Here is a 24,724-nt window from a genome sequence, read left to right as displayed (position 1 = left end):
GCAGCGGAATCAGGTGGTGATCAGTCGTGCCGCCTCGTGGCCCGCGTTGGGGTTGGGTACCCCGGCGCGGGACCCCGCGAGTTTGGCGGCGAGGTGCGCGCCGACGGTGACGGGGACGTACCTGGCCGGTTTGGACGGGCTGGTGCAGACATCGAGACACTCGATGACGGCTTCGACGTTGCCGTCGTGGAAGAAGGCGGCGGATCGGCGGGGGACGAGTTCTCCGTCCACCCGTGGCGGAGCGACGCGGTGCATGGTGGAGATCCACTCGTCGTTGGTCCAACGGGCCAGTGCGTCACCGAGGTTGACCAGCAGGGCGCCGTCGGCGGGTTGTACGGGATGCCACGTACTGTCCGAACCGAGGATCTCCAGGCCGGGTACCTGATCGGCCCAGAGCACGGTGACGATGCCGTAGTCGGTGTGTGCTCCCATGCCGGCCTGGTCGGGTTCAAGGACCGTGTCTGCCGAGGGGAGGCGGTAGTTGATCATACGGAGGACGTCGATCGAGTGGTCGGTGTACCGGTCGAAGTGGTCCGCGGGCAGGCCGAGGGCGACGGCGAAGATGCGGGTCATGGTGCGGGCGACACGGCCCGCCTCGGCGAACCACGCGCTGACAGCCGGCTCCATGGACGGGACTTCGGCGGGGTAGTGGTTGGCCGCGTACTCCTGGGGAGGCAGGTCCAGCCCGGGGTGAGCGGCGGCCGGGACGCCGACGTTGAATGACTCGAAGAGGTCGGCCGCGGTGCTGAGGCCGAGGCTGGAGGCCACGGACTCCGACTTGGGAGGGCTGTAGCCACGGTTGATGTGCGGGGGACAGACGTAGCGCCTCTTGGCCGCCAGGTCGAGGCCGAAGAACTCGTCGGTGGCCGCGGTGAGCGCCTCCCTGACGGTGTCGGGGACGCCATGCCCGACGATCTGCAGGAATCCGACCGTCCGGGCCGCCTCGTCGACGGCGCGGGCGACCGCCGCGCGGGCCTGCTCGTCGGCGCTGTCCTCGACGAAGGGAGTGATGTCGATGGTCGGGATGTTCAGGATGCCGTTGGTCGTTTCCGCGGTTGCCATGAGTCTTCCTGTCCTCCGAGCCGACTGCAGGCCACTGCCCGATTGCTTTGACTATTCAATTGAGGGATCTTTGAGTGTCCAGAGTGATCGATTCTCATTGCAGGTGGGTTAAATGACGCAGAGCGCAGACCCGGCCGAGAAGCACCTGGCGGCGCGGGTGGGGGCCGGGATCCGGGCCCTGCGCGAAAAGGCCGGGCTGTCAACGCGGCAGTTGGCCAAGGCCGCCGGCATCAGCCAGGCGTTCCTGAGCCAGATCGAACGCGGACTCAGCGCGCCCTCGATGGCCACCACGTACCGACTCGCCGAAGCACTCGAGGTCGTCCCGGGCGCGCTCCTGCCGCCTATGGAGCGCACGTCCCCCGTCACCTTCGTGCCGGCCGTCGAGGGCCGGACGCTGCCCGTCGCCGACCGCGAGGGCGCGGCCGTCGGCCGAGCCCTCATGATGGACCCCGGCAAAAGTCTCGAAGTCATCGAATACGTCATCGAGCCCGGCCAGTACATCCAGGAGTGGTTTCAACTCGAGGGCGAACTCGCCGTGTACCTCGTCAGCGGGGCCCTCGACGTCGAAGTCGAGGGCGAGGGCACCTGGCGACTCGGCCCGCGCGACCTCATCGCCCATCCCGCCGGCATCCGTCACCGTTGGCTGCTCGTCGAGAACCAGCCCGCCCACGTGCTGTTCGTGATCGCCCACCCCGAAGGCGGCAAACGCCGAGCGACCTGAAAGGTCCTAGCCGTCGAGCCGGACGCCCGTGGTCCCCTCGTTCCCGTCCCCGGCGTTGACCGTGCCGCGGGGCTCGAACATCAGGATCCGGGTACCCCGGTCGGCGCGCGGGCGGTGCGGGGTGCCCCTGGGCACCGTGTAGACGTCCAGCGGATCGAGCGTCACGGTGCCGTCGGGCAGCTCCAGGCGCAGCCGTCCGGCGAGGACGAGAAAGAACTCGTCGGTGTCCGCGTGGACATGCTCCACGAAGTCGCCCTCGACGTTGGCGACCTTGACGTCGTAGTCGTTGACCTCCGCGAGGACGTGGGGGAGCCACTTCTCCGGCACCGCGTCCATCACGGCGCTGATGTTCAGCTTGTCGTGGGTGTCGTGCTCGTCGTGCTCGCCCATATCTGCTCCCCGCCTACAACTCGTCGTGGATCGCGCGCCGGACCTCGTCGATACGGTCCTCGTCACGCCGGTAGAAGACCCACTGCCTGATGCGGGTCCCGTGGATCAGCCCGGCGCGCGACAGGGCCTTCAGATGCTCGCCCGCGACCGGCTGGCTCACGCCGAGCTTCTCGGCGATGAAGAGCCCGCACACCCCGTCGCGCACCAGGTCGCCGTCGGTCTGCGGCGGGAAGTGGCGGACCGGGTCCTTGAGCCATTCCAGGATCTGCAGCCGGCGCTCGCTGGCGAGGGCTTTGAGTACATCGACGCGCAGCACGATTAGCGAGTTTGCTAAGTGCCTATACGGATGTCAAGGGCGCCCGGCGAGCCAGCGGTCCTCGGCCGCGTAGTCGAAGATGTCGTGGTCGCCCTCGCCGTAGATCCGGGCCAGCGTCGGGAAGACCTCACGCCAGTCGCGCTCGCGCAGCGCGTCGAGGGTCCAGCCGATGGTGTCCGGGAGCGAGTCCTCGTACGTCGTCACCGCCCGGTACCCCAACTCCCGCTCGGCGGCCGCCATGTCGAACACCGCGGGCCGGGGGACCGACCACGGCGAGGACCCGACACCTGGCGCCGGCGGCTCGCCCTCCACCAGGACCGTCTCGCACGCGTACCCGAGCACCAGGCCGACGGCCGCCGCGATCTCCGCCACCGACGGGGTGTGCGGGTCGACGGCGTTGAGCACTCGCGAGCCCGGCTTGCGGGCCGCGAGGCGCACCAGTTCGGCGATGTTCGAGGTGTGCGCCGGGCTGAAGCGGCTCTCGCCGTTGAAGGCGAGCACCTGCACCGGCCGCTTGTCGAGCGCCCGCTTGATGAAGTACATCTCGCGGAGCATCGGGCTGTGGCGTCCGTGGATCGCCCCGGCCCGCAGCAGCGTGCTGGGCAGCCGGTCGCCCGCGGCCAGAAGCTCCCGCTCCAGGGCGACCTTCTTCGTGCCGTAGCTGAGATCGCCGGGTGCCACGGTCCCGTAGGTCTCCGGGACCGGGTCCGGGTAGGCGGGGAAGCCGTCGGGCTCGTCCTGGGTGTCGAAGCTGCGGCCGCGCTCGTCCTGGTACACCGCCGCGCTGGAGATCACGACCGCCGAGCCGATCCGGTCCGCAAGGCCCAGCAGTTGCTGGGCGTGGCCCGCGTCGTACGCGACGCAGTCCAGCAGCACATCGCAGCCGTCGCCGAGCGCGGCCACGAGCGCTTCGCTGTCCGCCCGGTCCACGCGTACGCTCCGTACGCCCTCCGGCCAGTCCTCGTCGGCGCCCCCGCCGCGCGAGGCCGCCCGCACCTGCCATCCGTCCTCGGCGAGGGCGCGCACCGCCGCCCGCCCGATCTGCCCGGTCGCACCGATCACGAATGCCGATCCTGCCGCACCTGCTGAGCCCGCTGTCTCTGTCATGGTCCGGACGCTACGGGCGATCACCGCCTGCTCCCAGCGACGTTCGCCCTGCGCTGATCCGCCGTCAGCGCAAAGTGCCGGTCAGGGCAGCATCCAGGACAGCGCGGCCGTGGACTGCAGCCACACCAGCAGGCAGAGGAAGGCGAGCATCCCGGCGCTGTAGCCGACCACGCGGCGGAAGATACGCCCCTCCTGGCCGTGCAGATGGGCCGCCGCGGCCACGATCGCCAGGTTCTGCGGGGAGACCATCTTGCCCAGGACGCCGCCCGAGCTGTTCGCGGCCGCCAGCAGCGTGGGGGACAGGCCGGCGCCCTTCGCGGCCGTCACCTGCAGGGTGCCGAACAGGGCGTTGGACGAGGTGTCGGACCCGGTGATCGCGGTGCCGATCCAGCCGAGCACGGGGGAGAGCACCGCCAGGATCACGGTCGCGCTCGCTAGGGCGTGGCCGATGGTGGCCGTCTGCCCGGACAGGTTCATCACATACGCGAGCCCCAGCACGCACGCCACCGTGGCGATGGCGGGGGCCAGCTGCCGCAGGTTCGCACCGTAGGCCCGCACGGCCGGGCCCGGGCGGACGCCCAGGACGACCGCCGAGATCACCCCGGCCAGGAGGAGCAGAGTGCCCCCGGCCGGCAGCCAGTTGACGTTGTACGTGCTGAAGCTGACCGGCTTGCCGGACGCGTTGACCACATGCAGCCCCGGCCACGCGAAGGCGTGCACGCCCTTGGCCAGCAGCTCCTTCACCGCCGGTATCTGGGCGACGGAGAAGACGGCGATGATCGCGGCGTACGGGGCATAGGCACGTACGACCTCGGCGGGAGCGTCGGTCACCGGTGCCGTGGCCCGGACCGTGGTGAGCGTGGCGCCCGCATCCGTATCCGCGTCCGCATCTCCATCCGTATCCGCGTCCGCGTCCGAATCCCCGTCCGCACCGCCGCCGTCGGTGGCCGGTGGCTCGTCGGCGGCCGCCACCCGGGCACGCCGTGCGTGCGGCAACCGGGTCCAGCCGACCAGCACCGCCGCAGAGGCGAGCGCGGCAACGATGTCGGTGAGCTCGACAGGCCCGTACGAAGCACACGCGAACTGGGCGATGCCGAAGACCAACCCGCCCAGCAGCGCGGGCTGCCAGGTCTCCCGCAGCCCGCGCCGCCCGTCCACGATGAAGACCAGGACCAGCGGCACCAGCACCGCGAGCACCGGAGTCTGCCGCCCGATCGTGGCGCCGAGGTCGCGCACCGAGTAGCCGGTGACATTGGACAACGTGATGACGGGCGTGGCGATGGCCCCGTACGCGACCGGCGCGGTGTTGGCGACCAGCGCGACCACGGCCGCGCGCAGCGGGGTGAAGCCGACGGCGATGAGCATGACCGAGGTGACGGCGACGGGGGTGCCGAAGCCGGCCAGTGCCTCGAGGAGGGCGCCGAAGCAGAAGGCGATGACGACGGCCTGAAGGCGCTGGTCGTCGGAGACCCTGCCGAAGGAGCGGCGCAGTACGTCGAAGTGGCCGCTGTTCACGGTCATCCGGTAGATCCACAGGGCGTTGACCACGATCCACATGATCGGGAAGAGCCCGAAGGCCGCGCCCTCCAGGGCCGCCGACACCGCCTGTCCGGCGGGCATCCCGTAGACCCAGGTGGCGAGGACCAGGGCGACCGCGAGCCCGGCGAGCGCGGTCCAGTGGGCGCGCAACCGTCCGCTGCCGAGCAGGACGAACACCGCCAGCAGGGGCAGGGCCGCGACCACCGACGACCAGAACGCCGATCCGCCGACGGGGTTGAGCACTTGCTCGTACACGCCAACCATCCCTCTCATTTGAGGAAGTCATGACACATGATTGACACAAGATCGCCGCGAAAACCCTCGACGCCCGCGCACCCGTCCCGGAATACTGCTTCCGCATGCCGGGCACGTCAATGCGGAGGCACAGATGACTTCTTGGGCCGTTCCCGATGTCCTCGACCGTTCCCGGAGCGTGGCCCCGCCGGGCTGGAGCCGCTGGCTGGTGCCGCCCGCCGCGCTGTCCATCCACCTCGCGATCGGGCAGGCCTACGCCTGGAGCGTCTTCAAGCCGCCGCTGGAGACCTCGCTCCACCTGTCGGGCACCCTCAGCGCCCTGCCCTTCCAGCTCGCCATCGTCATGCTCGGCCTGTCCGCCGCCTTCGGCGGCACCCTCGTCGAGCGCAACGGCCCGCGCTGGGCGATGTGCGTGTCGCTGATCTGCTTCTCCTCCGGCTTCCTGATCGCCTCACTCGGCGCCGCCACCCGCCAGTACTGGCTGGTCGTCCTCGGCTACGGCTTCGTCGGCGGGATCGGGCTGGGCATCGGCTACATCTCGCCGGTCTCCACGCTCATCAAGTGGTTCCCCGACCGGCCGGGCATGGCGACCGGCATCGCCATCATGGGCTTCGGCGGCGGGGCGCTCATCGCCTCGCCCTGGTCCGCCCAGATGCTGAAGTCCTTCGGCTCCGACTCCTCCGGCATCGCGCAGTCCTTCCTCGTCCACGGGCTCGTGTACGCCGTCTTCATGTCGCTGGGCGTACTGCTGGTGCGCGTACCGCCGGACGGCTGGAAGCCCGCAGGGTGGACCGCACCGGCCCCCTCCACCGTGCGCCCCCTGATCAGCGGCGCCGACGTGTCAGCCCGCAACGCCATCCGTACGCCGCAGTTCTGGTGCCTGTGGGTGCTGCTGTGCTGCAACGTCACCGCCGGCATCGGCATCCTGGAGAAGGCCGCCCCCATGGTGACGGACTTCTTCTCCGGCACCTCGGCGCCCGTCGGCGTATCGGCGGCCGCCGGCTTCGTCGCCGTGCTCTCGCTCGCCAACATGGCGGGCCGCTTCGTGTGGTCCAGCACCTCCGACCTGATCGGCCGCAAGAACATCTACCGCCTCTACCTCGGCGCGGGCGCCCTCAGTTACCTCGTCATCGCGATAGCGGGCAACGCGTCCAAGCCGCTCTTCATCATCTGCACGATGCTCATCCTGTCCTTCTACGGCGGCGGGTTCGCCACCATCCCCGCCTATCTCAAGGACCTCTTCGGCACCTACCAGGTCGGCGCCATCCACGGCCGGCTGCTCACCGCCTGGTCCACCGCCGGCGTCCTCGGCCCGCTCATCGTCAACGCCGTCGCCGACGCCCAGAAGTCGGCCGGCCGCACGGGCCCAGCGCTCTACACCGTGTCCGTCTACATCATGGTCGGCCTGCTGGTCGTCGGCTTCGCCGCCAACGAACTCGTACGGCCCGTCAGCCCCCGCTTCCACGAGCCGACCGCCCCCGACGCGCCCGCCCGCGCCGCCGCCACCGAAGGAGGGGCCGCCGCATGAGCACCCCCGTCAAGGACCGCCGCCCGCTGATCGCGCTGGCCTGGCTCTGGGTCGGCCTGCCCTTCGCCTACGGCCTGTACGAGCTGGGCCTGAAGGTCGCCAAGCTCTTCAGTGGCTGACCCGGCCCTTGGGCTTGGCCTTGGCCGCCTTGGCTTTTGCGGCCTTGGCCTGCTCCGCCTTGACGTCCGTGGCGTAGCGGTCGACGTACTCCTGGCCGGACATGCCGAGGATCGCGTACATGATCTCGTCGGTGACCGACCGCACCACGAAGCGCTCGCCGTCCATCCCGGAGAACCGCGAGAACTCCAGCGGCTTGCCGAAGCGGATCGTCACCCGCCGGATCCGGGGGACGAGCCGCCCCGCCGGCTGGATCTCGAAGGTGCCCACCATCGCGCACGGGATCACCGGCACCTGCGCCCCCAGCGCCATCTTCGCGACCCCGACCCGCCCCTTGTAGAGCCGCCCGTCGTGCGATCGGGTGCCTTCCGGGTAGATGCCCAGCAGTTCACCGCGCCCCAGCACCCCCAGGCCCTCCCGGAGCGCGTTCTCGCCGGCCTTGCCGCCCGAGCGGTCCACCGGGATCTGGCCGGCGCTGCGGAAGAACGCCGCGACCAGCCGGCCCTTGATGCCGGGACCGGTGAAGTACTCCTGCTTGGCCAGGAAGGTGATCCGGCGCGGCAGGATCGCCGGCATCAGGAAGTGGTCGGAGAACGACAGGTGGTTGCCCGCGACGATCGCCGCGCCCTCGTCCGGGATGTTCTCCAGCCCCTCGATCCTGGGCCGGAACAGCAGCCGCAGCAGTGGCCCGAGCAGCACGTACTTCAGCACGCGGTAGAACATGGCAGGCGCCTTCCCCTGATCGTTGCGGGAGTACGCCCCGCCCACGCTGACGGGCACAGTAGTGCGTGAACCAGGTTGACGCGACGGGGCCCTGCGGGTCCGCCGTGTGCCGGGCGGCTCAGCGCGGCACCTTGATCGCGAGTACGCCGGCCGTCGCGACCCCCAGCACCACCCACGCGAACCACAGCCAGCCGTCCGCACCGAGCGCCACGGTGTACGCGCTGACCGCCACCAGGCATGCCATGGTGCATACCGCCATTGCCTTCGCCGTCGGCTGCATGGGTGCCCTCCTCCCCGCGGCCACCGGGCCACCGGGCTTCCATGGTCGCCCTCCGCGCGCCCGGGCGCCACTGCCGTGCAGCGGGAGACTGCCTCGCCTACCAGTCGCCGTCGGTGACCTGACCGCCGTTGTCCTTGAGCTTGTGGACCTGGCCGGGCTGCGTTTCCGCCCAGGGCTGCTCGTCGTCGCCCAGCCAGTCACCGACCGGCTTGACCCCCGTCAGCGGCCCGGCCGCCGGCAGATCCTCCGCGTCGGCGTCGTAGTAGTCGAACCACGGCAGACCCGCCGCGGTGTACGCCGCCCGGTCCACCGGCGACGTCGGCGGCGCCTCGCCGGTGATCTGCCGCCACTGCGGGGCGGTCGCCAGATGGACGAAGACCCGGCCCGAGGCGCGCTCCCGCCAGTCGGACAGCGGGCGGTCGTCCCGGTAGACCTCCTGCCGCATACGGCCCCCCGCGCCCAGGCCCATCGCGGGCGCCGGCCGCGGCAGACCGCGCGACGGCCCGGCCGGCCCGGCCGGTGCGGCAGCCATCGGCATCGCGGCGCCGTACGCCGTCTCGTCGCCCGCCACCCCCCACGGCCCCCGGTGCCGTACGCTGCGCCGCCGCTGCTCGGCCCGCCAGGCGGCCAGCGGTTCGTCCCCGAGCTCGAAGACCTGCAGCTGCACCCCGCCCCAGACCTCCTCGCCGGAGACCTGGCCCTCGACCGTCGCGCCCAGCCCCAGCGGCACCGCCACGAACTGCCGGATCGTGCCCGAACCGGAGTTGATGCCGTCCAGCCACGGCTGGCGCGGCAGCACCACGTAGTTCTGCGGCTCCCGCGACAGCCGGTCGCTCCACGGTCTCCCCGACACCGCGCACACCTTGCCGACCCCCACCTGCAACGCGGCCGGAGCCGTCGCGGAGAAGCTCAGCCACATCGCCTCGCGCTGATAGACCGGCAGCATCACCCCGCCCCGCGCCAGCCACTCGGCGGGAGCCCGGTCCGGGTAGTCGGCCACCCTGCGCAGCGGGAAGGTCCCCAGGCCGGGTGGCAGTGGATGGGTGCCGGTCTCCGGCAGCCGCAGCGTCCGCATGAACCGCACCGTCACTCCACCGGGCAGCTCCAGCGCCGCACCCGATATCCGCACCTGGTCGTCGCCCATCGCGGGGCCTCCCTGCTGTCAACGACCGCTCAGCCGCGGCCGCGTGCTTCCAAGGATGCCAAGTACGCGTTGTAGGCGACCAGCTCGGCGTCACCGTCGCGGTCCGCCGCCCGGTCCTTGCGCCGGGCGTGCCGCTGCTCGGACATGTACCACTGGAACAGCAGGGCCACCAGAACGATCACGGACGGGATCTCACTGAACGCCCACGCGATGCCGCCGGCCGCCGTCTGGTCGTCCAGCGGATCGATGCCCAGCGAGGCCGGCGGGTGCAGGAAGGTGGTCACCATCGGCTCGCTCGCCATCATCAGCGCGATCCCGAAGAACGCGTGGAACGGCATCCCCGCGAACAGCTCCAGCATGCGCATGATGTAGCCCGGCCGGTTCGGCCCCGGATCCACCCCCATGATCGGCCAGAAGAACACCAGGCCCACCGCCAGGAAGTGCAGCATCATCGCGATGTGCCCGGCCCTGCTGCCCATCAGGAAGTCGAAGAGCGGGCTGAAGTACAGCGCGTACAGGCTCGCGATGAACAGCGGGATCGTGAACGCCGGATGCGAGATCACCTTCATGTACCGGCTGTGCAGCACCGCCACCAGCAACTCGCGCGGCCCCTTGCGGTGTCCCCGCCCCGACGCCGGGAGCGCGCGCAGCGCGAGCGTCACCGGCGCACCCAGCAGGATCAGGATGGGGGAGACCATGCTGATGACCATGTGCTGCACCATGTGGACGCTGAACATGACCATGCCGTAGTCGTTCAGCGCAGTGCACATCATCAGGGCGACCGTCATCACCCCCGCCGTGAAGGCGATGATCCGCCCCACCGGCCAGCGGTCCCCGCGCCGGAGCAGTCGCACCACACCCCAGCCGTACAGCGCAAGCGCCAGCAGACACCCCACCATGAAGACCGGATCCCCGCTGAGCTCCAGCCCGCGCCCCAGCGTGAACGGCGGCAAGTCCGTCATCGTGCCGTGTCCGCCGTGGTCCATCCGTCACTCTCCATGTCGTGCGTACTGCCCGCACCAGACTAAAGCCGCCCCGCAGCCGGGGCGGCGGCGGGGCGGCTCGGGTCCGGGCCTATATGTCCTGGAGTACGGACAGGACGTTTCCGGCCGGGTCCTTGAACCACGTGACGTACGGGCCCTGGTCACCGCGGACGATCCCCTTCTCGTCCGCCTTGAAGTCGTCGTACCTCTCGAAGCGCACTCCGCGTGCGGCGAGGTCGTCCACCGCCTTGTCGATGTCGTCGACGGGGAAGTTGAGGACGGTGAAGGACGCCGGGGTGTGGTCGGGTTTCGGGTAGACGAGGATCCGCGTGCCGCCGGCGATGTGCAGCCACAGCATGCCGTTCTCCTCGGAGACCGACAGACCGAGGGTGTCGGCGTAGAAGGCCTTGGCCCTGTCGATGTCGTTCACGGCGAAGCCGCTGAACGCCTTGGTGTCCCTGAACATGATGACCCCCTTCCACGTCCCAGTCTGCTCGCGCGAACGCCGCCCCGCAGCCGGAGCTGCGGGGCGGCGTCCAGGACCGGAGCGGGTGGCCTACAGCACGCACTCCGCCTCGACGTAACGCTCGGCCGGGACCGTCTTGAGGTGGTCGACCGCCTCGGCGAGCGGCACCAGGGTGATGTCGGTGCCACGCAGCGCCGTCATGTTGCCGAAGTCGCCGTGGTGCGCCGCCTCCACCGCGTGCCAGCCGAAGCGCGTGGCCAGCACACGGTCGTACGCGGTCGGGGTGCCGCCGCGCTGGACGTGGCCGAGGATGACCGGGCGGGCCTCCTTGCCGAGCCGCTCCTCCAGCTCGACGGAGAGCTGGTTGGCGACGCCGGAGAAGCGCTCGTGACCGTAGACGTCCTTGGCGCCGGAGGTGAACTCCATCGTGCCCTCACGGGGCTTGGCGCCCTCGGAGACCACGACGATGGCGAACTTCTTGCCCGCCTCGAAACGCTTGCCGACGACCGCGGTGAGCTCGGCGATGTCGAAGGGCCGCTCGGGGACGACGATGGCGTGCGCGCCGGCCGCCATGCCCGAGTGCAGCGCGATCCAGCCGGTGTGGCGGCCCATGACCTCGACGATCAGCACCCGCTGGTGCGACTCGGCGGTGGTCTTCAGCCGGTCCAGGGCCTCGGTCGCCACGCCCACGGCGGTGTCGAAGCCGAAGGTGACGTCGGTCGAGGAGATGTCGTTGTCGATGGTCTTGGGCACACCCACGATCGGCAGCCCGTTGTCGGACAGCAGCCGGGCCGCCTTGAGGGTACCCTCACCGCCGATCGGGATGATCGCGTCCAGGCCCAGGTCGGCGACATGGCCCCTGGCCCGCTCCACGCCGTCCCGCAGGTGCTCCGGCCGGACCCGGGAAGAGCCGAGGATGGTGCCGCCGCGAGCCAGGATGCCGCTGACGGCGTCCAGGTCCAGCTTGCGGTAGTCGCACTCGAGCAGGCCCTTCCATCCGTCGTGGAAGCCTATGACCTCGTCACCGTGGTCGACCACGGCGCGGTGCACCACCGACCGGATGACGGCGTTCAGTCCGGGGCAGTCGCCACCGCTGGTCAGCACGCCAATACGCATTGCTCGTTACTCCTGACAGATCGATCCGGGCGCCGGACCCCGTCGTCCGGATGGACCTGCGGCGCAGAGCCGCACTCCTTACGATACTGAGCCACCCTCGGGCAGCGCTTAAGCGCCCGCAGTGCGGACACCCCGGACCCGCCCCGGGGTGTCCCCTCAGTTGTTCAGGGCCTCAGGCCGGCTGGCTCGCGGCCGCGATGCGCTCGGCGCGCAGCGCCTCGTACCACTGGTCGTCGGCCGGCGGCAGCGCCTTCACGTCCAGCGCCAGCTTGATCAGCATGTCCGCGATCTGCGGATTGCGGGCCATGACCGGGCCGTGCATGTAGGTGCCGAAGACGGTGTCGTTGTAGGCGCCCTCGGTGCCGTCGCCCGTGCCGTTTCCGTTGCCGAAGCGGGTCCGGGCGAAGGGCCGGGCATTCCGGCCGACATGCGTGACGCCCTGGTGGTTCTCGAAACCGGTCAGCGGGGGCAGGCCGAGGGCGGGGTCGATGTCCGCCAGTACGTCGCCGACGCAGCGCTCGCCCTCGCCGCGCACGCTCACCACGTCCAGCAGGCCCAGGCCCGGCTCGGGGCGGCCCAGGTCGTTGATGAACTCGTGGCCGAGGATCTGGTAGCCCGCGCACACCGAGAAGACGATCGCGCCGTTCTCCACCGCGCGGGCCAGTCCGCCGTCGCGGCGCAGTCGATCGGCGGCCAGCCGCTGCGGGCGGTCCTCGCCGCCGCCGATGAGGTAGATGTCGCCCGAGGTCGGGACCGCCTGGTCGGACCGTACGTCGATACGGGTGACGGGGACGCGGCGCTGCCGGGCGCGGCGCTCCACCACCAGGACATTGCCCTGGTCGCCGTAGGTGCTCAGCAGGTCGGGGTAGACCCACACCAGGCGCAGGCTGGAATCAGTCATGGCTTGCGTACTCCCTCAGTTGCCGACGCGGCGGCGCAGGTCCTGGAACGCGGTGTAGTTGGCGATGGCCTCGATCCGGCCGGCGGGCGCGCTGCGCACCGCCTCGTCGGCGTCCTGGCAGACCCGGAACTGCAGCCCGGCGACCTCCAGCCGGACCGCGAGGTCCAGCTTGCGGTCGCCGATGACGAAGATCGGGTGCCCGGCGAGCCGGGTGTAGTCCACGTCCCACAGCCACGAGGTGTCGGTGCCGTCGGCGCCGCGGGCGTTGACCGAGAGGATCACCGGGGCGGGCGGCCCGTCGATGAGGGAGAAGGTCTCCAGCCACCCGGCCGGGTTCTTGGCCAGCAGCAGGCGTACGTCGCGGCCGAGGAAGCTCACCACGTCGTAGCGGCCCGCCACCGCCTGCACCGCGTACATCCGCTCCAGCGCGACCTTCGGGTCCACCCCGAAGGCGGCGGCCGCGGCGGCGGACACGGTGGCGTTGGACTTGTTGGCCCGGCCCGGCAGCTGCAGCTGGATCGGCCAGGCGGCGCCGTACGGGTCGATCACATGGTCACCGGACAGCGCCCAGGTCGGCATCGGACGGCGGAAGCCGCACTCGCCGCAGAACCAGTCCTCGGAGGGGCGCTGCAGGACGCCGCCGCAGGACGGGCAGGACCAGGCGTCGTCCTTCCACTCCTGGCCGGCCGCGACCCACACCACGGTCGGGCAGGAGGACGCGGCCCAGGTGATCAGCGGGTCGTCGGCGTTGGCGATCACGATCGCCTCCGTACCGGCCAGGCCCTCGCGCCACTTCTCGGCGAGCATCCGGGTCTCTGCGGCGCGGTCGAGCTGGTCGCGCGACAGGTTGAGCAGGGCGATGGCCTTGGGGTTGACGTCCCGGGCCACGCCGGCCAGGTACTTCTCGTCGACCTCGATCACGCCGTAGCGGGCGTCCGAGCCGCCGGCCAGCGCGGAGGTGATCCCGGCGGGCATGTTGGCGCCCAGCGCGTTGGAGACGACCGGGCCGTTGGCGCGCAGGGCCTCGGCCAGCAGCCGGGTGGTGGTGGTCTTGCCGTTGGTCGCCGACACCAGCACCACGTCGAGGTGGGTCGCGAGCCGCGCGAGCAGATCCGGGTCGAGTTTGAGGGCCACCCGGCCGCCGATCACCGATCCGCTGCCACGGCCTGCCGCGCGCGACACCGCCGCGGCGGCCTTGCCCGCCGTCACGGCCAGCTTCGCCCGCGGCGACAGCGGCTCCGAGTTGCCTGCCATCGTCTCCACAACCTCCTTGTGTCCGGCCCCACGCCTGCCCCGCGGGTCGGTCGCGCATCAGCCTATCGACTCCGTGCACCGGCCCAGAAACCCGCCGCCCCCTACAGTGGCCCCCATGCGACACGGCACCATCCCCGGCAGCACCGGAACCATCCACCCGATGCGGCTGCTCGGCGACCCCGGCCTCCACGAGCCCTGCCGCGAGGTGACCGCCTTCGATTCCCAACTCGCGCTGCTGGTCGAGGACTTGTTCGCCACCATGTACGCCGCCGAGGGCGTCGGCCTCGCCGCCAACCAGATCGGCGTCCCGCTCAGGGTCTTCGTCTACGACTGCCCCGACGACGAGGACATCCGCCATCTCGGGCACGTCGTCAATCCGCGCCTGGTCCGCGCCGACGGCGTCACGGTCACCGGATCCGAGAGCTGTCTGTCCCTGCCGGGCGTCCACGCGGGCACGACCCGCCACGACGAAGCCGTCATCGAGGGCTTCGACCGGCACGGCGAGCCACTCCGCGTGGAGGGCACCGGATTCTTCGCCCGCTGCCTCCAGCACGAGTGTGATCACCTGGACGGCCGGGTCTTCACCGACGGCCTTACGGGCCTCCGCCGCCGCCGCGCCCTGTGGGCGGCGCGGCGGGTCGGCAAGGCCGGCCCGTCCGGTGGATGAGGACCCGCTACAGCGCCGGCGCGCCGGGCCGGTCCGCGGCGGCGGCCAGCCGCCCCCAGAGCAGATCCGCCAGATGGCGTACCAGCTCGTCGCGGGACGTGGGCCGCTCAGCGAGCCACCAGTCGCCGGCCGCGTGCATCATGCCGACGATCCCGTGCCCCCACACCCGCGCCAGCGCCTCGCTGTCCGGCCCGAGCTCCAGCCGCTCGGCGATGACCTTCGCCAGCTCCTCACCCATCCGGCGCAGCAGCGGCGCCGAGTGGCCGCCGAAGTCGAAGCCCTTCTCGCCGTCGGCGGTGTCCTCCGCCGGGTGCATCAGGAAGCGGTAGACCTGCGGCCGCGCCTCGATCGCCGCGAGATACGCGTGCAGCGTCGCCTCGACCCGGTCCCGGCGGTCGTTCGGCTTGTCGAGCGCCGCCCGCAGCGTGGCCAGCAGGGCGTCGGTGTGCCGCTTGGCCAGTGCGCGGTAGAGGCCGCTCTTGTCGCCGAAGTGCCGGTAGAGGATCGGCTTGGTGATGCCCGCCTCGGCGGCGATGGCGTTCATGGAGGCCTCGGGCCCGTCGCGCAGTACGACGCGGTCGGCAGCCTCGAGGAGCTCCCTGCGCCGCTGTTCCGCAGCTGTCCGCTGCACCTGCCGCTGGCTGGTATCCACCAGAGCCTCCCCGCCCGTTCGAATTTCCTCACGCCCACGCAACGTAACACTCCGGCGACAGCCATCTGGCCGCCCGGCCCCGAGTTGACAGTCATACCAGCGGGTAACAGACTTGTGTTACCGCAAGTAACAGGCACGTGGAGGGGACTCATGGGCGACTTTACGCTCGAACTCAACGACGACCAGACGGCCGTACGCGACTGGATCCACGGCTTCGCCGCGGATGTGATGCGTCCGGCCGCCGCCGAGTGGGACGAGCGCGAGGAAACGCCCTGGCCGGTGATCCAGGAGGCCGCCAAGATCGGCCTCTACTCCCTCGACTTCTACGCCCAGCAGTACTTCGACCCCACCGGGCTCGGCATCCCCCTCACCATGGAGGAGCTGTTCTGGGGCGACGCCGGCATCGGCCTGTCCATCGTCGGCACCGCCCTCGCCGCCGTCGGCGTCCTCGCCAACGGCACCGAGGAGCAGATCGGCACCTGGATCCCCCAGATGTACGGCGACGTCAACGACGTCAAGCTCGCCTCCTTCTGCTCCTCCGAGCCCGACGCCGGCTCCGACGTCTCCGCGATGCGCACCCGTGCCGTCTACGACCAGGCCAAGGACGAGTGGGTCCTCAACGGCACCAAGACCTGGGCCACCAACGGCGGCATCGCCAACGTCCACGTCGTGGTCGCGGTCGTCGACCCCGATCTCGGGGCGCGCGGCCACGCCTCCTTCGTCATCCCCCCGAACACCCCCGGCCTCTCCCAGGGCCAGAAGTTCAAAAAGCACGGCATCCGCGCCTCCCACACCGCCGAGGTCGTCCTCGAGGACGTCCGTATCCCCGGCTCCTGCCTCCTCGGCGGCAAGGAGAAGCTCGACGAGCGCCTCGCCCGGTCCCGTGAGCGCGCCAAGGCCGGCGGCGAGCGGGTCAAGAACGCCGCCATGGCCACGTTCGAGGCCTCCCGCCCGGCCGTGGGCGCCCAGGCGGTCGGCATCGCGCGCGCCGCGTACGAGGTCGCCCTCGACTACGCCAAGACCCGCGTCCAGTTCGGCCGCCCCATCATCGACAACCAGGGCATCGCCTTCCAACTCGCCGACATGCGCACCCAGATCGACGCCGCCCGCCTCCTGGTCTGGCGCGCGTCCTGGATGGCCAGCGCCGGCAAGCCCTTCACCTCCGCCGAGGGCTCCATGTCCAAGCTCTACGCCGGCGAGACCGCCAAGAAGGTCACCGCCCAAGCCATGCAGATCCTCGGCGGCAACGGCTTCACCCGCGAATACCCCGTCGAGCGCATGCACCGCGACAGCGCGATCTACTCCATCTTCGAGGGCACGGCGGAGATCCAGCGCCTCGTCATCGCCCGCACGATCTCGGGCCTGCCCATCCGCTAGGGCTGATGCCCGTTGCGCCTGCGGCGGGCTTCTCCCGCCTCCGTCGGGCTGGCACAGCCCGGCCACCCGCCCGCAGCCGGCAACAAGACCCCAGCGGGGTCCGGGGCGGAGCCCCGGCTTCGGGAAGGGGCGGGTGCGGGGAGAGAAAACCCCCGGCCACCCGCCCGCAGGCGCCACCGAAACCGCAACCACCGACTCACCGCCGGCGCCGGAGCGCCGCCTCCAGGTCGTCCAGCGCGTCGACGAGCAGCTCGGCCGTGCGCCGGGCCACCCGGTCGCGGGCGGAGCCCTCCGCCGGGGGAGGCGGCCACGCCGCGAGCGCGTCCCGGACCGGGGAGAGGTCGGGCGGTCGGCGCTCGCGGACGGCACGGGCGGCGGCCGCGGTGGCGTCACGGAGGGCCGCGGCGAAGACGGAGGCGGCCGGCACCGGCGGGGCGTCGGGGCCGGGGAGGTGGGCTTCCAGAAGCATGGGGACGCGGCCGAGGGCGGTGAGCGCGGCGTCCGCGGCCCGGGCCGCCCGCCGGGAGAGGCCGCGGCGCCGCACGGGTTCGGCGTCGGCGCGGGCCAGCGCCTGGTTCCAGGCGACCGTGGTGGCCCGGGCGTCGAGCAGGTCCTCCCGGACGGCGCGGCGCCGCCTGTCGGCGTCGGGGTCGGCGTACGCGTCGAGCGCGGCGGCGGCGTAGCGCCCGGTGGCCTCGATGCGCTCGGCGAGCCGCTCGCGCAGCCGGGGGGTCTCCCAGGCGGGGAAGACGATGTAGGCGAGCATCGCGAGCAGCCCGCCCAGCAGTGTCAGCAGGACCCGCTCGGGCACCGTCTGCTCCCAGCGCGAGCCGCCCATGCCGAGCAGGAAGACCACGTACGCGGAGACCGACGCCTGCGAGATCGCATAGCTGGTCCGCAGCAGGAAGTACGTGAGCCCGGCCGCCGCCACCGCCAGCGCACCGCAGGCGTACGCCGACGGCGTGGCCAGCCGCATCACGCCGGTGGCCACGGTGACGCCGACCAGGGTTCCGGCGAAGCGCGCGATGGCCCGGGCGTAGGTCTGGGAGAAGTCGGGCCGCAGGATGAGGACGGAGGCCATCGGCGCCCAGTAGCCGTGCCCCAGCGGCAGGGCGGCGCCGAGGGCGTAACCGGTCGGGGCCACGACCGCGAGCCGCAGGGCGTGCCGGAAGACGGGGGAGTCCCACTGGATCTCGCGGCGTGCGGCCCGTACGGCCACCGGCACGAGGCCGAGCAGGGTCGGGCGGGGCAGATATCCGGTGCTGGGGTTGTCGGCGCCGGACGGGTCGTCCACGGAGTCGACGGCCTGGCCCAGCAGCCCGGTGAGGCGTACCGCCGCCCGCCGGGCGGCCCCGGTCAGCTCCTCGGGGGGAGGCTCGTCGACGAGGACGGCCCGGGCGGCCTCCGGCACCCGTACCGGCGTGGCCTTGCGGATCGCCCGTGCCACCGCGTCCAGTGCGGAGGCGGCCGCGCCGAGCAGTTCGCGGACGCGGGCACGCTCGGGGCCCTCCGCGGCGGCGCCGATCTCGGGGTCGGCCAGCGAGGCCAGGACGGGGCGGATCCGTTCGGCCAGCAGCCGCTTGCCGCCGAGGCCGCTCGGCCGCCGCCGTGCCTGGCGGGGGGTGACGGCCGCCGCGCTGCGTGCCGTCATCAGCGGTTCGGGGTCGAACGGCGCGACCGGGTCCTGCCGCAGCCGGCGCGCGTAGTCCGCCTCGGCGGCGAAGGCGTCGGCCAGGGCGTCGCGCTGGGGGCCCCAGCGGCGTACGGGGAAGAGCACGATCAGTACGGCCTGGACCACCCCGCCGAAGGCGATGACGGCCGAGTGCCCCAGGGCGCCGACCACGGAGGACGGCAGCGTCACGACGATGAGCATCACCGACATCGTCAGCGAGGCCAGGATGCCCGCGGTCGGCCCGAGGGCCCACGCCATGCCGACCAGGAAGGCCCATACGGCCAGCAGGGGAAGGAAGGCGGCCCAGTGGGTGGCGGCCAGGTAGCCCAGAAACGCGCTGACGGACAGGGCCGCACCGACGGCCAGCGCCAGCGTCGGGCGCGGCCGCCAACTGCGCTGGAAGGTCGCGGTGCCCGCCGCGTACGCGCCGAAGGCGGACGATGCGGCCACGGCGGGAGTCGACAGCAGCAGCGCGAGCCCGATGACGATGGCCACGCCCGCCGCCGCGCGCAGCGCGAGCAGCGGTTCCAGCCGGGGACGGTCCACTCGCAACGCGGAGCGGAAGGTCTCCTTCAGCGCGCTGGACCACGTCATGATCCAGAGGATATGTCCGCGCGGTCCGGGTAGGGCCTGTCGTGTGGATCTCGGTGGGGCAAGGAGCGGCCCGCCGCGCCGTCGGCTGATGTCACAGCGGTGCGTGCGATCGCAGGGCGAGGGACGGAGGCGGCGCGCCGGGGGAGTGCGCCCGGCGCCAGGGCACGCGACGCCACGCGGATCCACCGGACAGGCCGCCCTCAGCGCAGCGCGGATCCGCTCAGGCGAGGAGAAGACCATGGATCGCGAAGGCCTCGAAATCCACGACGGCCCTGAACGCCTCGAAGGCGATGTCACGCTCACCGTGCCGCCGGTGCCCGCGCCGCCGCGGCCGACGCCCGTGCCCGTCCCGCCGGACCCGCTGCCGCCGGCTCCCGGCCCAGGTCCGGAGCCGCCGCTGCCCGGTCCGTCCCCGGACCCGGTGCCGCCCGCTCCGGAGCCCGAGCCGCAGCCCGAACCGCAGCCGCTCTAGGGGGTGACTGCCACCCGGACCGTAATTTCTGGTTCAATGGGTTCCATGGCCAGCCTCATTGACACCGCGACAGGTCGCAGCGACCTCGAGCCTTTCTGGCCGTCCCGGCAGGAGTACCAGTTCGACCGAGAGTGTTGCCGCGCGGCTACCGCGCGGACCCGCACCCACGGCTGACCCCGCCGATCACCGGCAGTTCGGTCAGCGTCCCGGTCCAGTCCCGCGCATACGGCGTCCTTCCGCCCCTTTCCTTCGCGCGAAAGAACCGAGACCTCCATGCCTACGACCCAGTCCCTCCCTGCTCCTGCCCCCGCTCCCACCCGCCAGCGGCTTCGTGCCGTAGGGCCCGACGAAGTCCCGCCCGTACTGGACTTCCTGCCTCCCGGCGCGACCTGGCTGCCCGCCCCCGGGCATGTGATGCCCAGTGGCGTCGGCCAGCCGCCCATGGTCGGCTACCTGGTCCTGGTCCCCGCCGAGCAGGCCGCCGCCGGCCGGCCGGAGACCACCCCGGACGACGCCTCCGGTCCGGTACGGATCGACAGCGACCGTCGCATCGCCAACGTGGACGGCCGACCGCTCGACCTCACGTACCTGGAGTTCGAGCTGCTCGCCCACCTGGTCGCCCACCCGCACCGCGTCCACACCCGCGACCAGCTGGTCACCACCGTCTGGGGCTACGGCCATGTCGGCGACGGCCGCACCGTGGACGTGCACATCGCCCGGCTGCGCCGCAAGCTCGGCCCCGAGTACCGGGCCGGGATCGTGACCGTACGGCGCGTCGGTTACAAGTACGCCCCGCCGACGGCGGGCTGAAAAGCCGAGCCTCAGGTCGTGCCGGGCGTACCAACGGAGTGCGCCCGGCACGGCCGCAGGCGTATGGGTACGCTGTCCTCACCCCGGTATTCCACAGGCCCAGGAACCTCGCCGGAACCAGCGGAGTGTGAGGCATGGCTGATCAGCGGGAATGGACGGCTTCGGCCCCCGCGATCGGTGGCTGGCCTGCCCCCGCCGCCGCGCACCTCGCGCTGAACAACCTGGGCGGCTTCGACTGGGACCTGGACCGCGCCCGCCTGCACCTCGACCCGGTCGCGCTGCGGGTCCTGGACCTCGACCCCGGGGAATTCAAGGGCGACCCGGAGTCGCTGCTGCCCCGGCTGCCGCCCGAAGAGGCCGACAACATCGAGCAGGCGATCACCCAGGCCGTCAAGGACGGCCAGGCGTCATGGAGCGTCTACTTCCGGCTCACCCGTCACGACGGCCACCGTGGCTGGATACATGCCCGGGGCCGCATCGTCCGCGACAGCACCGGACGGGCCTGCCGCGTCATCGGCATCGTCAGCGACGCCACCGACGAGATCCCCCACGCGGCCGACGCCATGCGCCGCGACGAGTCGCACGCCGAGGAGAACAACCTCGTCGTCGAGGTCACCGCGTCCCTCGCCGAGGCCGTCACCGTACGCGACGTGACCGCCGCCCTCACCTCCCACCGACGGCTCGACCGGCTCGGCATCGCCAGCCTCTTCCTCGGCATGGTCGAGGCCGGCCGGGTCCGCGTGGTGACCGACGCCAAGGCCAGCAGCTGGGTGCCTGAGCTGGAGTACACCCGGCTCGAGGACGGCTTCCCGATGAGCGAGGTCGTACGGACCGAGAAACCGCGCTTCATCACCTCGCCCGAGGAGTTCGCCCGCCGCTACCCCAAGCTGTGGCCGCACATCGAGCCGCTCGGCGCGTCAGCCGCCGCCTATCTGCCGCTGATCGCCCAGGGCAAGCCCATCGGCGCCCTCGGGCTGCTCTACCGCCACAAGCACTCCTTCGCCCCGCAGGAACGTAACCTCCTGATCGCCCTGAGCGGCAGCATCGCCCAGAGCCTGCAGCGCGCCATCCTCTTCGACCAGGAGCACGACATCGCGCAGGGCCTGCAGACGGCCATGCTGCCGCGCAGCATCCCGCGCGTCGCCGGCGCCCAGATCGCCGTGCGCTACCGCTCCGCACGCCTGGCCCGCGACATCGGTGGCGACTGGTACGACGTGGTGTCCATGCCCGGCGGCCGGGTCGCCGTCATCATCGGCGACGTCCAGGGCCACGACACCCACGCCGCCGCCGTGATGGGCCAGCTGCGCATCGCCCTGCGCGCGTACGCCTCCGAGGGGCATCCGCCGGCCACCGTGATGGCGCGCGGCTCCCGCTTCCTGTGCGAACTGGACACCGACCGCTTCGCCACCGCCCTGTACGCCCAGATCGATCCGCAGACCGGCCGCACCTCTCTGGTCAGGGCCGGTCACATCGACCCCCTCGTACGCCACCCCGACGGCAGCTGCACGCGGCTGCCCACCATCGGCGGCCTGCCGCTCGGGCTGTCCGCGCAGTTCGGGCAGCTGGACTACCCGGTGACGCAGGCCGAGCTCGAACCCGGCGACACCCTGCTGATGTTCACCGACGGACTCGTCGAGCGACCCGGCACCGACCTCGACGACGGCCTGCGCCGGCTCACCAAGGCGCTGAGCGACGGCCCCCAGGGCGTCCAGCAGCTCGCAGACCACCTCAGCTCCGTCATGGGCGCCCCCGGCACCGACGACGACATGGCGCTGCTCCTGCTGCGCCGGGACGTCGACGCCGCCCCGCAGTACGCCCGCCGGCTTCACCAGCACATCGGCCCCGGCGACCCGCAGGCCCTGGCCGGCGCGCGCACGATGATCCGCGACGCCGTCACGTCGTGGGGCCTTGCCGAACGCGTGGACGACGCCGAACTGGCCGCCGACGAGCTGATCACCAACGCCCTCGTGCACACGGACGGCGGAGCGGTCCTGACGCTGCGGATGACGTCGGACCCGTCCCGCCGGCTGCGCATAGAGGTGCACGACCTGGCCAGCAACTGGCCCCGCCGCCGCGAGCCGGGCGACGCCGAGGTGTCCGGGCGCGGACTGCTCCTGGTGGACCAACTGGCGGACGCCTGGGGCGTGGAGCCGCACGGCGCCGGCAAGTCCGTCTGGTGCGAGTTCCGGGAGTCGGCCCCGGCCGGCCCGCCCGCCGGAAGCTGACCGCCCGACAGGCATCGGCGCAGCTCGCGGCCCCCGGTTCACCCGGATGGCTCACCTGCCACGACACGCCGCGGTTTGGGCAGCAGGCTGTCGGTGAGGAGCCAGGAATGAACTCCGCTACCGCCGCGCCGCTTGGCCGGCACCGGGGAGGTTCGCGATGCCGACGGTGGCCACCAGCGTGATCGTCCCCCGGCCCCCCGAGGAGGTCTTCGACTTCCTGGCCGATGCCCGCAATCTCGCCCTCTGGAGTTCCGGCGTCCACGCTGTCGCGGCCGACGCGGTCCAGCCCGGCGACGGCGCCGAATACCGCTACCACTACCCCGGCCGGCACCGCGAGCACCGCTTGGTCTGCGCGGCCTACCGCCCCTGCGGGGCCGTCGAGTTCCGCGGCCGCCGGATGTGGAGCCCGCTGGGCACCCAGGTCCCGTACTACGGATTCCGGCTGCTGCCGCACTCCAAGGGCACCTTCGTCCAGCTCACCGTCATCTGCACGCTGCGCGGCGGGCTGCTGCTGTTCGCCCCCTTCATGGCGATGGCCTGGCGGCGGGACCTGCCGGTGGACGCCCGCCGGCTGCGCGAGGCGCTCTGCGGGCCGTCCCACGCGCACGCGCCCGCCGGGCCGCCCCCGGTCGCCGTCCCGGTCCCCGACGAGCTCGGCAGGCCGCCGGTCAGGTCCCTCCGCCCGGCCCGCGCCTTCCGGGCCGGTATAGGCACCGGCACATAGCACAATCCGGCGCGGTGCGAGAGATCACCGAGACTCCGGGAGGCCGAGGTGCGAGGCTGGAGTTCCGTTAGCGTCCCGTACTCAGTACTCCCGTACTCCCGGACGATGAAGTGAGAGGACTTTGCGATGGCGGAGCAGGCTCGCATAGGTGTCACCGGACTGGCGGTCATGGGCAGCAATCTCGCCCGCAACCTGGCCCGCCACGGCCACCCGGTCGCGGTGCACAACCGTACCGAGGCCAAGACCCGGGCCCTGGTGGAGGAATTCGGCCATGAGGGGGAGTTCCACCCCGCCGAGACCCTCAAGCAGTTCGTGGAATCCCTCGAGCGCCCCCGCCGCGCGGTCATCATGGTCAAGGCCGGGGCCCCCACCGACGCCGTGATCGACGAACTGGCGGCGCTCCTCGAGCCCGGCGACATGATCGTCGACGGCGGCAACGCCGACTTCCGCGACACCCGCCGCCGCGAGGCCGCCCTCCGCGAGCAGGGCCTGCACTTCGTCGGCACCGGCATCTCCGGCGGCGAGGAGGGCGCCCTCAACGGGCCCTCCATCATGCCCGGCGGCTCCAAGGAGGCGTACGAGGCCCTCGGCCCCCTCCTGGAGGACATCGCCGCCAAGGTCGACGGCGTCCCCTGCTGTACCCACGTCGGCCCCGACGGCGCCGGCCACTTCGTGAAGATGGTCCACAACGGCATCGAGTACGCCGACATGCAGCTCATCGCCGAGGCGTACGACCTGCTGCGGCACGCCGCCGGAATGCGCCCCGCCGAGATCGCCGAGGTCTTCCGCACCTGGAACTCCGGTCGGCTGGAGTCGTACCTGGTCGAGATCACCGCCGAGGTGCTCTCCCACACCGACGCCGCCACCGGCGCGCCCTTCGTCGACGTCGTCCTGGACCAGGCCGGCCAGAAGGGCACCGGCAGCTGGACCGTCCAGAACGCCCTGGAACTCGGCGTCCCCACCTCCGGCATCGCCGAGGCCGTGTTCGCCCGCTCCCTCTCCGGCAGCGCCGACCTGCGCGCCGCCACCCGCGACCTGCCCGGCCCCGGTGAGACCTGGCTGGACAGCGCCGCGAGCGACCGCTTCGCCGACGACGTCGAACAGGCGCTGTATGCCTCGAAGATCGTCGCCTACGCCCAGGGCTTCAACCTGATCCAGGCCGGCAGCCACGAGTACGGCTGGGACGTCGACCCCGGCGCCATGGCCACCATCTGGCGCGGCGGCTGCATCATCCGGGCTCAGTTCCTCAACCGCATCAAGGAGGCGTTCGACTCGGACCCCGGCCGCCCGACCCTGCTGACGGACGGGCACTTCGCCGACGCCCTCGGCGGTGCCCAGGCCGCCTGGCGCCGCGTCGTCTCCACCGCCGCCGAACTCGGCGTCCCCGCACCCGGGTTCTCCGCCGCGCTGGCCTACTACGACGCGCTGCGCGCCGAACGCCTGCCCGCTGCACTGATCCAGGGCCAGCGGGACTTCTTCGGCGCCCACACCTACCGGCGTACCGACCGCGAGGGCGTCTTCCACACCCTCTGGGGCGGCGACAGGTCGGAGATCGAGGCCTAGGCGGCTTCCTTCCGAATCGTCCGCGCACATCAGCACGCCGCCGGGGCCCGCGACAAGGGCCCCGGC

General features: G+C 71.9%; 25 protein-coding genes. 10 read left to right on the top strand and 15 right to left on the bottom strand.

What is annotated here, in order from left to right; all coding sequences use genetic code 11:
* Positions 1 to 9: 9 nt before the first annotated feature.
* Entirely contained in the window at positions 10 to 1,062 is a 1,053-nt protein-coding gene (locus tag ACFXJ5_RS36530) for an isopenicillin N synthase family dioxygenase (protein WP_384641224.1), read from the bottom strand.
* Positions 1,063 to 1,174: 112 nt separating this feature from the next.
* Here ACFXJ5_RS36530 and ACFXJ5_RS36525 point away from each other — a divergent pair, with 112 nt between their 5' ends.
* Entirely contained in the window at positions 1,175 to 1,783 is a 609-nt protein-coding gene (locus ACFXJ5_RS36525; RefSeq protein WP_384641221.1) for a helix-turn-helix domain-containing protein, read from the top strand.
* Between the two features lie 6 nt (positions 1,784 to 1,789).
* On the opposite strand, the gene ACFXJ5_RS36520 is transcribed toward ACFXJ5_RS36525, so the two are convergent.
* The 4 genes from ACFXJ5_RS36520 to ACFXJ5_RS36505 form a co-directional block, all read right to left on the bottom strand.
* Complete coding sequence (locus ACFXJ5_RS36520; RefSeq protein ID WP_384641218.1) at positions 1,790 to 2,173, bottom strand: cupin domain-containing protein; 384 nt, start codon at positions 2,171 to 2,173, stop codon at positions 1,790 to 1,792.
* Between the two features lie 13 nt (positions 2,174 to 2,186).
* Positions 2,187 to 2,489 (bottom strand): ArsR/SmtB family transcription factor, encoded by a 303-nt coding sequence (locus tag ACFXJ5_RS36515; protein WP_384641215.1) that lies wholly within the window; start codon positions 2,487 to 2,489, stop codon positions 2,187 to 2,189.
* A gap of 33 nt (positions 2,490 to 2,522) precedes the next feature.
* Positions 2,523 to 3,596: an NAD-dependent epimerase/dehydratase family protein gene (locus ACFXJ5_RS36510; protein ID WP_384641212.1), complete on the bottom strand. Its 1,074-nt coding sequence runs from the start codon at positions 3,594 to 3,596 to the stop codon at positions 2,523 to 2,525.
* An 81-nt stretch (positions 3,597 to 3,677) separates the two neighbouring features.
* The gene (locus tag ACFXJ5_RS36505) at positions 3,678 to 5,390 is read right to left on the bottom strand and encodes an L-lactate permease (RefSeq protein ID WP_384641209.1); all 1,713 of its coding nucleotides are present in this window, start codon (positions 5,388 to 5,390) and stop codon (positions 3,678 to 3,680) included.
* A gap of 133 nt (positions 5,391 to 5,523) precedes the next feature.
* Between ACFXJ5_RS36505 and ACFXJ5_RS36500 the strand changes: the two genes are divergently transcribed.
* On the top strand, positions 5,524 to 6,918 hold the full coding sequence (locus ACFXJ5_RS36500) for an L-lactate MFS transporter (RefSeq protein WP_384641206.1): 1,395 nt from the start codon (positions 5,524 to 5,526) through the stop codon (positions 6,916 to 6,918).
* A complete protein-coding gene (locus tag ACFXJ5_RS36495; RefSeq protein WP_384641203.1) occupies positions 6,915 to 7,037 on the top strand; it encodes an MFS transporter small subunit in 123 nt (40 codons plus the stop codon). Before ACFXJ5_RS36500 ends, ACFXJ5_RS36495 begins: the two co-directional genes overlap by 4 nt.
* Here the strand turns inward: ACFXJ5_RS36495 and ACFXJ5_RS36490 are convergent.
* The 8 genes from ACFXJ5_RS36490 to ACFXJ5_RS36455 all read right to left on the bottom strand — a co-directional run bounded on the left by ACFXJ5_RS36490 (position 7,027) and on the right by ACFXJ5_RS36455 (position 13,902).
* Positions 7,027 to 7,758 carry a lysophospholipid acyltransferase family protein gene (locus tag ACFXJ5_RS36490; protein ID WP_384641200.1) on the bottom strand — a complete coding sequence of 244 codons (732 nt, stop codon included), beginning with the start codon at positions 7,756 to 7,758 and terminating at the stop codon, positions 7,027 to 7,029. The genes ACFXJ5_RS36495 and ACFXJ5_RS36490 overlap by 11 nt on opposite strands.
* 118 nt (positions 7,759 to 7,876) lie before the next feature.
* Positions 7,877 to 8,038, bottom strand: a complete 162-nt coding sequence (locus ACFXJ5_RS36485) for a hypothetical protein (RefSeq protein ID WP_384641197.1) — start codon at positions 8,036 to 8,038, stop codon at positions 7,877 to 7,879.
* A 97-nt stretch (positions 8,039 to 8,135) separates the two neighbouring features.
* Positions 8,136 to 9,182 carry a hypothetical protein gene (locus tag ACFXJ5_RS36480; protein WP_384641194.1) on the bottom strand — a complete coding sequence of 349 codons (1,047 nt, stop codon included), beginning with the start codon at positions 9,180 to 9,182 and terminating at the stop codon, positions 8,136 to 8,138.
* Between the two features lie 29 nt (positions 9,183 to 9,211).
* A complete protein-coding gene (locus tag ACFXJ5_RS36475; RefSeq protein ID WP_384641191.1) occupies positions 9,212 to 10,168 on the bottom strand; it encodes a cytochrome c oxidase assembly protein in 957 nt (318 codons plus the stop codon).
* A gap of 88 nt (positions 10,169 to 10,256) precedes the next feature.
* Entirely contained in the window at positions 10,257 to 10,631 is a 375-nt protein-coding gene (locus tag ACFXJ5_RS36470) for a VOC family protein (RefSeq protein ID WP_384641188.1), read from the bottom strand.
* A 90-nt stretch (positions 10,632 to 10,721) separates the two neighbouring features.
* Positions 10,722 to 11,747, bottom strand: coding sequence for a 6-phosphofructokinase (locus ACFXJ5_RS36465; protein ID WP_384641185.1), 1,026 nt, complete (start codon positions 11,745 to 11,747; stop codon positions 10,722 to 10,724).
* A 172-nt stretch (positions 11,748 to 11,919) separates the two neighbouring features.
* Positions 11,920 to 12,648 carry a type 1 glutamine amidotransferase gene (locus ACFXJ5_RS36460; protein ID WP_384641182.1) on the bottom strand — a complete coding sequence of 243 codons (729 nt, stop codon included), beginning with the start codon at positions 12,646 to 12,648 and terminating at the stop codon, positions 11,920 to 11,922.
* A 15-nt stretch (positions 12,649 to 12,663) separates the two neighbouring features.
* A complete protein-coding gene (locus tag ACFXJ5_RS36455) occupies positions 12,664 to 13,902 on the bottom strand; it encodes a MurT ligase domain-containing protein (protein WP_384641179.1) in 1,239 nt (412 codons plus the stop codon).
* Positions 13,903 to 14,017: 115 nt separating this feature from the next.
* On the opposite strand from ACFXJ5_RS36455, the gene def reads away from it, so the two are divergent.
* The gene (def, locus tag ACFXJ5_RS36450; protein WP_384641176.1) at positions 14,018 to 14,569 is read left to right on the top strand and encodes a peptide deformylase; all 552 of its coding nucleotides are present in this window, start codon (positions 14,018 to 14,020) and stop codon (positions 14,567 to 14,569) included.
* Positions 14,570 to 14,576: 7 nt separating this feature from the next.
* Here the strand turns inward: def and ACFXJ5_RS36445 are convergent, their stop codons facing one another.
* Positions 14,577 to 15,221 carry a TetR family transcriptional regulator gene (locus ACFXJ5_RS36445; protein WP_384641173.1) on the bottom strand — a complete coding sequence of 215 codons (645 nt, stop codon included), beginning with the start codon at positions 15,219 to 15,221 and terminating at the stop codon, positions 14,577 to 14,579.
* A 150-nt stretch (positions 15,222 to 15,371) separates the two neighbouring features.
* On the opposite strand from ACFXJ5_RS36445, the gene ACFXJ5_RS36440 reads away from it, so the two are divergent.
* Positions 15,372 to 16,598 (top strand): acyl-CoA dehydrogenase family protein, encoded by a 1,227-nt coding sequence (locus tag ACFXJ5_RS36440; RefSeq protein WP_384641171.1) that lies wholly within the window; start codon positions 15,372 to 15,374, stop codon positions 16,596 to 16,598.
* Between the two features lie 196 nt (positions 16,599 to 16,794).
* Here ACFXJ5_RS36440 and ACFXJ5_RS36435 read toward each other — a convergent pair whose 3' ends face one another.
* Positions 16,795 to 18,864 carry an FUSC family protein gene (locus tag ACFXJ5_RS36435; RefSeq protein ID WP_384641168.1) on the bottom strand — a complete coding sequence of 690 codons (2,070 nt, stop codon included), beginning with the start codon at positions 18,862 to 18,864 and terminating at the stop codon, positions 16,795 to 16,797.
* A gap of 238 nt (positions 18,865 to 19,102) precedes the next feature.
* On the opposite strand from ACFXJ5_RS36435, the gene ACFXJ5_RS36430 reads away from it, so the two are divergent.
* From ACFXJ5_RS36430 to gndA, 5 genes are all read left to right on the top strand, one after another.
* Complete coding sequence (locus tag ACFXJ5_RS36430; protein WP_384641166.1) at positions 19,103 to 19,336, top strand: hypothetical protein; 234 nt, start codon at positions 19,103 to 19,105, stop codon at positions 19,334 to 19,336.
* A gap of 273 nt (positions 19,337 to 19,609) precedes the next feature.
* Positions 19,610 to 20,146 carry a winged helix-turn-helix domain-containing protein gene (locus tag ACFXJ5_RS36425; RefSeq protein WP_384641163.1) on the top strand — a complete coding sequence of 179 codons (537 nt, stop codon included), beginning with the start codon at positions 19,610 to 19,612 and terminating at the stop codon, positions 20,144 to 20,146.
* Positions 20,147 to 20,280: 134 nt separating this feature from the next.
* Complete coding sequence (locus ACFXJ5_RS36420) at positions 20,281 to 22,371, top strand: SpoIIE family protein phosphatase (protein ID WP_384641160.1); 2,091 nt, start codon at positions 20,281 to 20,283, stop codon at positions 22,369 to 22,371.
* Between the two features lie 157 nt (positions 22,372 to 22,528).
* The gene (locus tag ACFXJ5_RS36415) at positions 22,529 to 23,095 is read left to right on the top strand and encodes an SRPBCC family protein (protein ID WP_384641157.1); all 567 of its coding nucleotides are present in this window, start codon (positions 22,529 to 22,531) and stop codon (positions 23,093 to 23,095) included.
* Between the two features lie 126 nt (positions 23,096 to 23,221).
* Positions 23,222 to 24,658 carry an NADP-dependent phosphogluconate dehydrogenase gene (gene gndA, locus ACFXJ5_RS36410; RefSeq protein ID WP_384641154.1) on the top strand — a complete coding sequence of 479 codons (1,437 nt, stop codon included), beginning with the start codon at positions 23,222 to 23,224 and terminating at the stop codon, positions 24,656 to 24,658.
* Positions 24,659 to 24,724: the final 66 nt, after the last annotated feature.

This window comes from Streptomyces sp. NPDC059373 (genome assembly GCF_042751495.1).
In the GTDB taxonomy this organism is placed as follows: domain Bacteria; phylum Actinomycetota; class Actinomycetes; order Streptomycetales; family Streptomycetaceae; genus Actinacidiphila.
This window is presented reverse-complemented; position numbering and strand designations above follow the sequence as displayed.

Excerpts from the sequence above, each read along its gene's own strand:
- ACFXJ5_RS36510 (WP_384641212.1), bottom strand. The coding sequence starts at position 3,596 with ATGACAGAGACAGCGGGCTCAGCAGGTGCGGCAGGATCGGCATTCGTG.
- ACFXJ5_RS36475 (WP_384641191.1), bottom strand. The coding sequence starts at position 10,168 with ATGGACCACGGCGGACACGGCACGATGACGGACTTGCCGCCGTTCACG.
- ACFXJ5_RS36530 (WP_384641224.1), bottom strand. The coding sequence starts at position 1,062 with ATGGCAACCGCGGAAACGACCAACGGCATCCTGAACATCCCGACCATC.
- ACFXJ5_RS36495 (WP_384641203.1), top strand. The coding sequence starts at position 6,915 with ATGAGCACCCCCGTCAAGGACCGCCGCCCGCTGATCGCGCTGGCCTGG.
- ACFXJ5_RS36470 (WP_384641188.1), bottom strand. The coding sequence starts at position 10,631 with ATGTTCAGGGACACCAAGGCGTTCAGCGGCTTCGCCGTGAACGACATC.
- ACFXJ5_RS36500 (WP_384641206.1), top strand. The coding sequence starts at position 5,524 with ATGACTTCTTGGGCCGTTCCCGATGTCCTCGACCGTTCCCGGAGCGTG.
- ACFXJ5_RS36425 (WP_384641163.1), top strand. The coding sequence starts at position 19,610 with ATGCCTACGACCCAGTCCCTCCCTGCTCCTGCCCCCGCTCCCACCCGC.
- ACFXJ5_RS36460 (WP_384641182.1), bottom strand. The coding sequence starts at position 12,648 with ATGACTGATTCCAGCCTGCGCCTGGTGTGGGTCTACCCCGACCTGCTG.
- ACFXJ5_RS36465 (WP_384641185.1), bottom strand. The coding sequence starts at position 11,747 with ATGCGTATTGGCGTGCTGACCAGCGGTGGCGACTGCCCCGGACTGAAC.
- ACFXJ5_RS36430 (WP_384641166.1), top strand. The coding sequence starts at position 19,103 with ATGGATCGCGAAGGCCTCGAAATCCACGACGGCCCTGAACGCCTCGAA.
- ACFXJ5_RS36455 (WP_384641179.1), bottom strand. The coding sequence starts at position 13,902 with ATGGCAGGCAACTCGGAGCCGCTGTCGCCGCGGGCGAAGCTGGCCGTG.
- ACFXJ5_RS36480 (WP_384641194.1), bottom strand. The coding sequence starts at position 9,182 with ATGGGCGACGACCAGGTGCGGATATCGGGTGCGGCGCTGGAGCTGCCC.
- gndA (WP_384641154.1), top strand. The coding sequence starts at position 23,222 with ATGGCGGAGCAGGCTCGCATAGGTGTCACCGGACTGGCGGTCATGGGC.
- ACFXJ5_RS36440 (WP_384641171.1), top strand. The coding sequence starts at position 15,372 with ATGGGCGACTTTACGCTCGAACTCAACGACGACCAGACGGCCGTACGC.
- ACFXJ5_RS36485 (WP_384641197.1), bottom strand. The coding sequence starts at position 8,038 with ATGCAGCCGACGGCGAAGGCAATGGCGGTATGCACCATGGCATGCCTG.
- ACFXJ5_RS36490 (WP_384641200.1), bottom strand. The coding sequence starts at position 7,758 with ATGTTCTACCGCGTGCTGAAGTACGTGCTGCTCGGGCCACTGCTGCGG.
- ACFXJ5_RS36520 (WP_384641218.1), bottom strand. The coding sequence starts at position 2,173 with ATGGGCGAGCACGACGAGCACGACACCCACGACAAGCTGAACATCAGC.
- def (WP_384641176.1), top strand. The coding sequence starts at position 14,018 with ATGCGACACGGCACCATCCCCGGCAGCACCGGAACCATCCACCCGATG.
- ACFXJ5_RS36435 (WP_384641168.1), bottom strand. The coding sequence starts at position 18,864 with ATGACGTGGTCCAGCGCGCTGAAGGAGACCTTCCGCTCCGCGTTGCGA.
- ACFXJ5_RS36415 (WP_384641157.1), top strand. The coding sequence starts at position 22,529 with ATGCCGACGGTGGCCACCAGCGTGATCGTCCCCCGGCCCCCCGAGGAG.
- ACFXJ5_RS36525 (WP_384641221.1), top strand. The coding sequence starts at position 1,175 with ATGACGCAGAGCGCAGACCCGGCCGAGAAGCACCTGGCGGCGCGGGTG.
- ACFXJ5_RS36420 (WP_384641160.1), top strand. The coding sequence starts at position 20,281 with ATGGCTGATCAGCGGGAATGGACGGCTTCGGCCCCCGCGATCGGTGGC.